This is a genomic window from Pseudomonas baetica, assembly GCF_019733355.1.
GTDB lineage: Bacteria > Pseudomonadota > Gammaproteobacteria > Pseudomonadales > Pseudomonadaceae > Aquipseudomonas > Aquipseudomonas baetica_A.
In genome coordinates, this window is the sequence record NZ_JAIHLQ010000021.1 from 75,861 (window position 1) to 87,109 (window position 11,249).

At 56.2% G+C, this 11,249-nt stretch carries 7 protein-coding genes; 3 read left to right on the plus strand and 4 right to left on the minus strand.

All coding sequences use genetic code 11. The annotated features are described in order from the left end of the window. Positions 1-67 precede the first annotated feature (67 nt). The 4 genes from K5E40_RS19845 to K5E40_RS19860 all read right to left on the minus strand — a co-directional run bounded on the left by K5E40_RS19845 (position 68) and on the right by K5E40_RS19860 (position 7,748). On the minus strand, positions 68-3,253 hold the full coding sequence (locus K5E40_RS19845; RefSeq protein WP_170037960.1) for an exodeoxyribonuclease V subunit beta: 3,186 nt from the start codon (positions 3,251-3,253) through the stop codon (positions 68-70). 2 nt (positions 3,254-3,255) lie between these two features. Then, the gene (locus K5E40_RS19850) at positions 3,256-5,871 is read right to left on the minus strand and encodes a PD-(D/E)XK nuclease family protein (protein WP_178123929.1); all 2,616 of its coding nucleotides are present in this window, start codon (positions 5,869-5,871) and stop codon (positions 3,256-3,258) included. Positions 5,872-5,978: 107 nt separating this feature from the next. Then, entirely contained in the window at positions 5,979-7,067 is a 1,089-nt protein-coding gene (locus K5E40_RS19855; RefSeq protein WP_169864273.1) for a YafY family protein, read from the minus strand. A 30-nt stretch (positions 7,068-7,097) separates the two neighbouring features. Further along, positions 7,098-7,748, minus strand: a complete 651-nt coding sequence (locus K5E40_RS19860; protein ID WP_169864274.1) for a HEPN domain-containing protein — start codon at positions 7,746-7,748, stop codon at positions 7,098-7,100. A gap of 310 nt (positions 7,749-8,058) precedes the next feature. Between K5E40_RS19860 and K5E40_RS19865 the strand changes: the two genes are divergently transcribed. The 3 genes from K5E40_RS19865 (at position 8,059) to K5E40_RS19875 (ending at position 11,245) form a co-directional block, all read left to right on the plus strand. Further along, complete coding sequence (locus tag K5E40_RS19865; protein ID WP_169864275.1) at positions 8,059-9,336, plus strand: DUF445 domain-containing protein; 1,278 nt, start codon at positions 8,059-8,061, stop codon at positions 9,334-9,336. Positions 9,337-9,913: 577 nt separating this feature from the next. Then, entirely contained in the window at positions 9,914-10,780 is an 867-nt protein-coding gene (locus K5E40_RS19870; protein WP_169864276.1) for a GTPase, read from the plus strand. A gap of 12 nt (positions 10,781-10,792) precedes the next feature. Continuing rightward, a complete protein-coding gene (locus tag K5E40_RS19875) occupies positions 10,793-11,245 on the plus strand; it encodes a hypothetical protein (RefSeq protein ID WP_170037964.1) in 453 nt (150 codons plus the stop codon). The last annotated feature ends 4 nt before the right edge of the window (positions 11,246-11,249 follow it).

The window sequence follows — 11,249 nt, forward strand, 5'->3', positions numbered from 1 at the left end:
TCAGCGGCCGAGATCAACCCGACCGCCGTGATTGGTCGTTTACGCGAATGTGGAATCACGTCGGCGGCTAAAAAACCTGAATCGCTCCCGCGGCCACCGGCAGAAAGAGCCATGCGGCGATGACAGGCCGACCCGATGCCGCCTCAATCGCTTGGGCGTAAGCATCAAGCTGACCAGCATGTTCCTCGGCCAATCGCTCCCACTGGGCTTCGGGCGCCGGGTTGGATTTGTGGTCAATGAGCACCCAGCCATCTTTTGTGTCCAGCAGAAGATCGATCCGACCATTGAGCACCTGACCCGAGCGCAGCAACTGTTGCACCGGGTACTCAGCCATGGCTTTGGCCTCTGGCCAGCGGGATTCGATCCAGGCGTGCAAGGCCAATTGCTGTGCGATGACCTGACTGGCATTCACGTGCTCGTGCACTGCGTGGCTCTGCAACAGGTCCTGCACTTCGTCTAAGGTGAGGGGGAAGTTGGGGTCAGTGAATGAAAGGCACAAACTGGCATGAATGGCCGTTCCCAATACACTCATTTCCGGGCTGCCTTGGAAGGCGATGCGAGTGCCGATCCGGCATGTATTGCGGGCTGCGGTGCTGGTGCGAGCGCCACCGCTGGACGGTTGGAAGCCCAGTGGCAAACGAGGCTGGATCGCTTGTACCGGGGCAAACCAGTGCAGATTCTGTTCAATCACCGCCACGGGCACAGGTGAATCACTGGCAGTGAGCGTTTGGCAATCGGCGCGCAGTTCTTTTCCATTCGGCAGCTTCAAAGTCGACAGCCCGGGAGGCGTCATCAACCAGGGTGCCTGGACAGTGTCGAGCCACTCTCCTGTGATCTTTCTACTCGAACGGGCAATGACCAGCAGGTCTCGGGCGCGGGTCATGCTCACGTAGAGCAGGCGCTTTGCTTCTTCAACGGCTTCAGCCCGGCACGCCAGGCCCATGGCGGTCTGTTCGAACGTTTCGCTCAACGGAACCGCTTTCTGTTTGCCCAGCGGCCATGGCCAGTAGCGGATAAAGCGGTCATGCAATGGTTTATGTGGATCGAATGCGCTATTGGACTGAGCCGAGACTGACCATAACCGGTCGCTGATATCGCGTGCCAGATCCATCAAAATCACGACCGGCCATTCCAGACCTTTGCTGGCGTGATGAGTCATCACTTGAACGGCATCCAGCGCAGGAGTGGCCAGTGCATCATTTTTGGCGTTGGCGATTTCGTCCAGCCACAACAACAGCCCGGAGATGGATGCCGCCCCTAATCCATTTCGACAGAGATCCTCATACTGCTGCGCCAGATCGATCAATGCATCAAGGTTGGCCAAGCGCTTTTGCGCCAGCGCTGTCGAGGTTGACCAGCCGGTAACACGCGAGGGTAAATCGCACTCGGCGATCAGGCGTTGCAACGCCTCTACTGGTGTCAGCACTGGCAGATCTGTGCGCAGTTGTGCAACGGCCGCCACAAGCGGGTGTTGCAAAAACTCGCCGAGGCTCAGTTCACGCCACTGCGCTTTGGGGTGTCCTGCATTGAGGTAGCGCAGGCGCTCGGCAACCCAGCTTTCCGGCCCTTCGGTTTCGGTTAACGAGATAATCTGTGCCGTTGCCAGGGTATCGGCCGGGTCGTTCAATCGGCGCAAACACGCCAGTGCCAGAGTTGCCTCTGCGGTTGCTAGCAGCCCTGGTTGTGCTGTGGAGCAGGGGATGCCCAGAGTAGCGAGGGCTGCTGCTACTTTCGCAACGTTACTGTGGGAGTAGCAAAGCACAGTGATATCGCCCAAGCGTACCGCTCGGGCTTCCTGGCGGGGTTTATCGAATACCTGATAACGGCTAGCCAGTAGTTGGCCAATCCCCTCGGCCAACGCGTTGACTTGCAATTCGGCATTTTTGCCGTCCAGTACCCAATTGGCGAAGGCTGGGCCGGGTAGTTGATCCGTGCGGGTCGGTATCAGCTCAACGTCCTTTGTTTCCAGGCTGTTGGCGAAGGCTTTGTTGAATACATCGTTCGCCAGTTCGACCAGCTCGGTACGTGAGCGCCAAGAGTTAGGCAATACCTGTTTCTTGCCACCCATATCGGGCAATGCCTTGAGGATGGCTTGCATCAGCGCACAGTCGCTGCCCCGAAAACCATAGATCGCCTGCTTGATATCCCCGACCCAGTAAACCTTTTTGGCAAAGCGTGAAAGCTTGAGGAATATCGCCAGCTGCATCGGGCTGGTGTCCTGGAACTCGTCGACCATGATCAGATCGAGCTCATCCTCGAGCACCTGCGCCACGGCTGGGTTGTCCAGCAACTTGAGCAAGGCATGTTCCTGGTCGGCAAAGTCCAGTACGCCAAACTCACGTTTGTTGTGTTCGTACACGTTCAATACATCAATGGCCAGGCCGAAAACCTGTTCGAGGTAGGCGCGGATGTCGCCATGTAGATCCGGGTGTTCGGCGTAGCGGCCAATGGTTTCAGAGAGGGTTGTTACCAATGGCTTGAGCTTTGCCTCAGGAGCTTCCTTCGCCAGTTTTGCCCAATCACTCCAGCGCGCGTTGCCTTGCTGCAGTTCATAGTGGAAGCGGGTAAGCAACGTTATGTAGGCTTCAGTGTTCTTTTTATCGCTGCCAGCTGCCTGTAACAGATCCAGTGCCTTAGGAATGCTGTGCAACAACTCGCCGTTCAAGTCGGCTGTGGTCGGTTTGGGGAAATGCTTCAGCATGTCGTTGGCATTTCGGTCAGCAAAACTACGGGACAGTTCAAGATCAATGTCGTTGGTGCGCAACTGACTCAAAAGCTTGCGCAACTCATCGCGCCAGTTGGTATTAGCAAAGTCGCCTTGTTGATTGGTGTCTTCAAGGCCCAGACGTCGGGCGACGGCGAGTAGATTATCCAGGCGTTCACAATCAAGGACCCGGTCAACCGCTTTGTTCAGTAGCAGGGCTGCCTGGTTTTCTTCCAACACACGTTGCTCGGGTGGCATGCCTGCTTCGAATGCAAAACGCTCAAGCAATTGCCCGCAAATACTGTTGATGGTCCCGATACGGGCTTGGCCCATGGCTGTGGCTAGGTTGATTTGGCCCTGCTTGAGAAGGTGGCTACGGACCCGCTCGCGCAGCTCGGCAGCGGCTTTTCGGGTAAAGGTCGTGGCAATCACACCCGAAGGCTGGACCTGCTGATCAAGCAACTCCTGGTGCAGTATTTCAGTAAGCCGGTGAGTTTTGCCGCTGCCGGCGCCAGCACTGATAAATGTGATGTGTGCGGTGGTCGACATTGTCATTGCTCCCATCCGGCCAAGGCCAGGTAGTCGTTGTAGGCTTCGTTAAGGTATTCCATCAGCATCGCCTGATCGGGAGGGATCGAGTCCTCATCCTCTTCAATACCTTGCAGCGCAACTTCAAACCGCCCCTCTGCCTGTTGCGCCTTCCGCCACTTCCAGGCCTCGGTAAAACTGAGCCACAGCTGAGGCATTGTGCTTGGCGGATTGGCCGGCACTTGCTCTGAATCTCTGAAGGTTTGGTCATCCGGGGTTAGCAGGCGCGCGGACTCAAGGATGAAATAGGCTACGGAAGGCCATGAACCGCTGTCCTGACGAAGCAACTCGGCATAAATCGCCAACTGCAGATGGCGGTTTGCCTTGAGCTGCTCCGGGTATTTCTTGCCCCCCGACCACTTCATGTCGACGATGGCTCGATGTCCTAGCGCAGTGGTCAATACCAGGTCAGCAGAGCCGCCCAATGCGCCACCCTCGAAACGACCAGCCAGCGCCTGCTCAGACGTTACGACCGTGATGCCAGCATTGAGAAAGTGCGATCGCAGTCGAGTCAAAGCACGCAGCGCACGATGGCGCAGTGTTGCCAGGTCGGCACCGCGTCCCTCCATCAGCAACACCGCGCCTTCTTCACGTACCACACGGGGGAAGTGGGTCGAGAACCAGCTGTTAAAATCTGTGGTGCTCATGCTCAGCGCGTCCGGCCGAGTGAAAAAGTGCTCAGCCAAGCGATGGGTCAACGAACCATAGAGCAAAAAACCGTCGCTCAGGCTCTGGCTTTTGGACGCCTGAATCTTGGCTCCGTATTGCAGCAACCATTGATAAGGGTTGAACAGCAACAGGTTGAGGCTCGAGAAAGACGCTTTCTCAGGCGTCTCGATCGGGATGTCGGGTGGCAGGCGCCACCAGCGTTTGCGCAGTGGCAGTGGCGCCGATGCTTGGACTTGGCAAAGCGGGCCGGGGTTATGCAGAAGCTCCTCGAGAATATGCACCTTTGGCTGCTGCACAACGGCTTCGATCATTTGCCAGAGCGGGTGGCTTTCCTCCCGTGGTGGCGCGAGTACCAGTATCAGCCGGCAGTTTGCTGCCAGGACTGGTCGCAGCCAGTCACGGGCTGCTTGAGTCAGTAGTGTGGCACCGTCCGGTAGCGCCACCCCGGCATCGGCCAATTGAATGCGTTCGGCCTTGGACCAGGGCGACAGGGGCGGTAACACCGGCATGCTCAGGTGCCACCAGATCACTGTGTCGGCTTGCTCAATGGCCGCACCTGGACGCGAGACGCTCAAGTGGGCGCCGACTTGTGCGGCCAGCAATGGATTATCCACGCCGCTGGCTGTGGCTTGCTCGATGACCTGCTGCAACTGCCGCGGTTTTAACCGCTCCACACCTTGAAGATGCAAGGTCTTGAGGGAGTCTAGTGCTGCTTCACACTGAGCGTAACCTGCCTGAGCCGCGAATCTATGCGCGGGCTCTTGGTGCCCCAGGCGTGCTTTAAAAAACTTCAGCAACCGTTCGACACGTACCAGCACCTCACTGGGCGCCACGCCGTCGTCAGTCGTAAAAGTGGGCATATTCAGCCACTCGTCAATCGAGGCAAGTACGTCGGGCGCATCTGCAGCGTAATGCGCTGCGATTTCCTCCAGTGCATCCTCCCACTTGCTCCCGACGAGGCCGGGTGAGCTTGCTATTTTGGTTGCCAAGCGCCGACGTGCAAACAAACGAATCGGGCATATCGAGTGGGTCAAAAACTGCAGGAGTGCCGGGTAGTTGGCTGGTGCCCAAAGCAGCTCCATGGCCAGTGACAATACCTGCAGGGCAGGGCGTAGATTGCTGCTACCATTGAGGCCATGGCGAGCCTGGCCGGCACCAATAAAATGACCATCAAGACAACCACCCTCGTCACCCGTCACCAGCAAGGTGGGGGTGCCCTGGCCCAGTGAGCGGCTCAGCCAGCTGGCGGCCAATGCTCGAGTTTGCGCTTGAACAACTTGCACTGTGCCATCTTCTTGCCATTGAATGGGCGTGACCTCTACACCGGCAATGCTCTGGCGCAATTGCATTTGCAACTGCCCCAGAAAACCTTGCGCCTTACCCTCCGGTATCTCCAGGCGCTCGTTAGGCAGGAGATTCAGCACCATTTGCCAGGCCAGTGGATAAAGCTCGAAAGCGTCAGCCAACAGCACGGTCTTGATCGGGGGGCGACGAGAGCCCAGCGCCTTGGCAACATTTTGCAAGCGCTGTCCCATGGAAGGGGCGACCTGCACGCGAGCTTGAGTCTCGATCTCGGCAAGGTCTTTCAGACGTTGGCTGGCGTCGGCACCGACGCGCCCATCCCAACCGTGCAAATACAAATCACCCCGCCAGGCCAGCAATGCAGCAGCCACCCCCAATTCATCGGAGGAAAAACTGGCATGATAGAAGCGCAGTGGGTTATTGCAGTGCGCCAGGCAATCGCGGTACGTGGCTGTACGTTGTGCCGCACAAGGCTGACGTGCCACTAGGCCCAGCTGGGTCTCCAGAATATCCAGCAGTCCCTGTGGCCCGACGGTCAACGCCCCTAATCGATTACTGGCTCGTGTTGCCCGCTGACCATCGAGTTGCATGCCGAACGTGATAAGCATTTCTGACACGTTGACGCTCCTTGTGAACGCTGGTGGTTCAACGCACCGTGATTGGCACGTTGTTGCATAAGGAAAAATAGACTGCTGATCAGCGACGTGGCGCTACCCTACGAACCTGGTGCGACGGTTTGTGTCGCGCCTGCCAGGTTTTGTAGCGAAACCACGGTACCTATTGCATCCGCCACTGAATCCAGTGGCCGGTAGGCTGCCGCCGCACGATGCAGTGTTTTGCCAATCTGAGCCCGCAGCTCGGGCGGCTGCTCCACCACCATTGAGTCGCCCAGGGACAAAATCCACCAGTGCAACTGCCAGGTGTTGCTCAGTGTCGAGCGTACTCGAAAGCCATTCTCCAACGGCTCCAGTGTCATATCCGCACTCAATGGTGTCTCACGAATCAGCCGCGTCTGATGGTCACTAACCCAAGCTTGAAACTGAATCTTTTCGGGGGTGCCGAACTGCAAGGCGTCACTGGCCAGGTACTCACACAAGTCAAATGCCTGTAATCCCTCTACGGGTTTATCGAGCTGATCGACATTGCGAAAACGATGCACCGCAAACTGGCGCACATCGGTATACGGATGCGCTGTGGCGATCAAATAGGTCACCAACCCACGCTGTACCATGGCTAATGGATTGAGTGTCAGTTCACTGAGTTTGTCGTTGTGTGCCGAGTAATACTGACATTGCACTTGACGCTCATTAATCAGCGCCCTCTGCAATGTTTCCAGCAACAGTGGGTCGATATCCGGCGCCTGCAGGTTTAGGTCCGGTCGCACGCTGGCGACCTTGTCCAGCCAGCGGGCAGCCGCGTTATCGTCCTCCAGTCCCTTGAGTTTCTGCCGCGCATGCACAAAGCGCGGTTCAAGCACGCTGAGCATGCTGGCGGGTAACAATGGGCGGATGGTGTCGGCAACCAGGGTCAGGCTCAAGGCTTCGCTCAGCGTAATGCCTTGCAGCTCCACATTCACGCCAGGCGTCCAGTACCAGGCTTGTGGCGTGCCTTCGCTACACTGCAACGGGAACACCAGCGACAGATCAATCAAGTCACGTTCGACGGTGCGCCGGCTGATGTTGAAACCGGAGGACTCAAGACGCGCCAGTAACTCCGTCACGGTGATACCGGACTCACGCTTTGGCAGGTGCTTGAGCAACTCCCATTGGCGGCTGACAGTGGAATGCGATTTGGCGGACGGCATGGGCTTTTCCTTGCGCAAGCGAGAGGTGGGTTACGACTTGACCACCGGGTAACAGGCGTCGCCCCACAATGTTTTCGGGTTGTCGAGCATCAGAAGGATCACCAGGGGGACAAGCTTTGCCAGCAGGTTTGAGCAGTCACGCAATTGTGTGCGATTGACGCTGCCGTCCCAGGTGGCTCCGCCATGAATCATTTGGTTGCGAAGGGTATAGATGCGGTTAAACATCACCCCCAGCACCTTGGCTGTATCGCGATCGGCCAGTGCTGCATGAGCGCTACGTTTGCCGTTACGCAAGCGTTCCTCCCACATGGCTTCATTGATCTTGCCGTTCTGGAAATCCCAGAAGCTTTGGAAAACATAAGGGTTGTCCAGCAGTGCACGTATGCTCCCGGAAAACTCTGACCAAACCAGTTTTTCGATCAGGTGCTCGGTGTCCAGCGTACAAAGTTTTTGCAGGAAAGCCTTGAATGCCTCCTGTTCGGACAATCGATGCTGCTCATCAATATCGGTGGCATAGGCAGCGTTGAAAGCGATCCAGAGGAAGATGAAGCGCCCGTCAACGTCCTCTGCCTGTTCCGCACGATTGAGCCAGCTCAGGGCTCGGTGAACCCGTAGCGCAAGGTTTGGGTGGTGCGCGTCGCGTTCGTTACGGTGGCGTGTCTTGAGTGACTGGTAATCCATTCCAGGTGCTTCCTTTGGCTGAGGGGATCCGCGGGACCTTGAGGATCATGGTTTTATCGGCGGATGAGGGGCGGGATTGAGCATTCAATGAGCCCTGCGACACATTATGACGCGATATGGCGTTAAGCTATCACGTAATAAAGTTTTGTATCTATTCACTGATACGTTATAGGGCAGGTGTTTTGGATGACGCATTGAGTGTCCATCCAGCGCAGGCTCATATCTAGGCCCCAGACAAAAAATTGAGGCCAATGGTCGCGGAAGCGGGTGACGACGACCTCCATTGCGTACTTACATTTAAGGTTTTTTGATGTTGAAACTCGATTCACCGTTGGCGCGGATGAAGGCAATAGCGTCCGGGTTGTTCTTGTTGGCGGCAGCGCTCTATGTCGCAGCCTTGATGTTGATCCACTCCCATCCCGTGTTGGGGGGGTACATGAAAGCCTTCTCCGAGGCTGCGATGGTTGGCGCTATCGCCGACTGGTTTGCCGTTACTGCCCTGTTCCGACGCCCCTTGGGGTTGCCTATTCCTCACACGGCTATCATCCCGCGCAACAAGGCGCGTATTGGCGCCAACCTGGGGGACTTTATTTGTACTCACTTTCTTTCACGTGAGCAGGTACTTCAGAAGGTCAGCGAATTTGATACTGCCAGGCGGTTGGCGCAATGGCTGTCGAAGGAAGACAACGCCGCAGTCTTGTCGGGTTTAGCCGTCAAGCTGGCTGGGCATGGTATTGGCGCCCTGCGTGACGAGCGTGTGCGCCAGTTTGTACGCAGCACTGCTCTGGCGCGCCTGGAAGAAGTTGATTTGGCAAAAATGAGTGGTCAGTTGCTGGAAGTGCTCACCGATGATGGGAGGGCACAGGAGGTACTCGACGCCGTATTGAATCAAGTCGATGTTTCACTGCAAGGCGAAGCGACAAAAAAACGCATCGCCGACGTTCTGGCCACGGAGTTCGAGTTCTTGCGGTTCAACGTTTTCGGCAAGGAACTGCCTCTGCACAACGTTGCCGGCAACTGGTCATCGGCAAAGTTGGTCGAGCGAATCTCTGACGTGATCAGCGAGGTCAACCACGACACTGAACACCCGTTGCGCAAACATTTCAACCAGCAGTTGGGAGCCTTGGTGCATAAGCTCAAGGAGGAGCCAGCTTTTCGTTTGCGTGCGGCACAACTGCGCGCTCAACTCGTTCAACACCCGGCCCTGCACAGCTACCTGACTGACATGGTCGACGATGTAGTGACCTGGTTTGAGGAAGACATTACTCGAAGCGATTCCACAACGCGCCAGCGCTTGGAGGAGGGTACTCGCAAGCTTGGTGACGCATTGAGCGAAGACGCTTTGATGCAGGCCTGGATAAACGACCAGATTCTGGCAATGGCGGGCCCATTGGTTGAGCGCTATCGCTCAGAGATCGGCCGCTACATCGCTGAACGCATCGAAGCCTGGAACGAGAAGGAACTGGTGGAGCAACTGGAGTCACACGTGGGCAAAGACCTTCAGTTTATTCGTATCAACGGAACATTGGTGGGAGGGCTGGTGGGGGTGATCATTCATCTTGGGACTGAGTTTGCATTACAGATGTGAGAAGCACTTTGAATCGTGGTCCTCAGGAGAGTGTAAATCCCCAGTGAGCTTGCCGCTTAAAGATTTCCAGGCGAAGGCCGACAAAACAAAAGGCTGAGGCGACCAACGACTGAACCTTCAATGGAGTTATCAGCCTGTCCGTCACAGCGGGGTCGGCGATTTAAAATGGATTTTCTCGGGGCGACGCAATTTGTCGCGAGGCATGGTTATGCTCAAACCAGCCAATAAACAGGAGTATGGATCATGCTGAAAAACTTTCTCGCCGCAGTTGGCCTCGTCGTTATCGCCAAGAAAGGGTACGAGGTGTATCGGTCTTACAAGTCAATGGAGGCGGAAAACGAGTTTTTGCGAAAGGGGCAGGGGCCGGTTTAGTGTCCATCCCATCGCCTTATTGCTGCTTGTAGATCTGCGTTTGATTGACAGGTTACTAAGGCGTGGCAAAGTGATATCGCGTGGAGGATGATCCGGGTTGCAGGTGTTCAGACGCTAGGGTGCGCGCTGAACGTTATGACTTGGGGGCAACTTGTGTTTGATCCCGGATGCGCCAGCGCTTCCGACACTGCAATAAGGACATTTCATGCCAGCTGAAAATTGGCTGATTCAGCTCAATCGCGAGTCAGCTGAATTCGCGCGTTTGTATCAGGAGCGTCAAGAGGGAAAGACCGTCGACCGGACTTTGCGTATAGCGGTCTGTGGCCTGATGAACGCTGGCAAGAGCGCACTGCTCAATGCATTGACCGGCCATCTTGAAAACGAATTCTTCGAAACCAAAGCAGTGCGCTCGACTAAAACGGTGCAAACCTTAACCCATGGAGGGATTACTTACGTAGACACTCCGGGTATTGACGCCAATAACGAGGATGACCAGCACGCCTGGCGTGGCTTGGCGACGGCCGACATTATCCTGTTCGCCCACAACCTGGGCACGGGCACTCTGGAAACCGTAGAAATCAACTTCCTTAATGAGTTGAAACATCGGCGTCCTGATATCGAAGACAGCTTACTGGTCGTTCTGACCCATGCCGAAAGTGCGTCGGAGCAAAGGCAGGATCGCCTGGACGCAATCAGTGCCATCCTCTCGGCGTTGTTCAAGGCACCTCGCACGTTGATCCCGGCCTCGTTCACGACATACCGCAAAGGCGTGTTGGAGCAAAAGCCCGCCCTTATCGAACATAGCGGCATCAACGTGCTGCACCACCATTTGAAGACACTTGTCGAGCGCGCCGAAAGCGAGTTGCATGCCGTGCGCCGTGCGCGAGATAAGCAGCGTCTGAGTAAGTTGGAGGCCATTGTCGATAAGGCCATCGCCAAGCGGGAACGCACACTGGCTGCCGTCGAAGCCAAACAATCACAGGCGTTTCTGGTGCTTAGTCAGAGTGTGAACCAGTTGGTCAGCACGACCCGAGAACGCATCAGCCGCTGCGAAACCCTTGAATCCGATTGAGAGAACATTGCTATGTGGTGGTTATTGGTACCCTTAATCGGCGCTGTGGTTGCTGCCGTCGCCAGCTCCGACGATGAAGAAAAAGAAGCGGCCGAACGCAGGGCACGCATTCAGACTCGTGAGGCCGAGGCACAGGCCATTGCTCGTCGCAAACAGGCAAACCTCGAGAAACGTAAGGCTCAACTGGTTGCCGACGTTGATGGCCAACTGAAAGATTTATTTGCGACGCACCCTGCGGTACTCGATCGAACTAACCAGGGCGCGCTGCACGTCAGTTTTGACAGCCTTAGTGCCTTTGTAATCAAAAAGGTGCCGAACAAACCAAAAGCTATGTTGAAGCACTTGGATACAATTGCCCCCGGTGCAGCCTTCAGCCCGATCTGGGTGAAGCAAGCTGTCCAGGCGCACGCACTTCAGAAAGAAATCACGGGCCTTCAGCGCCTGAAAGAAGAATTGCTGGGATAAGTCA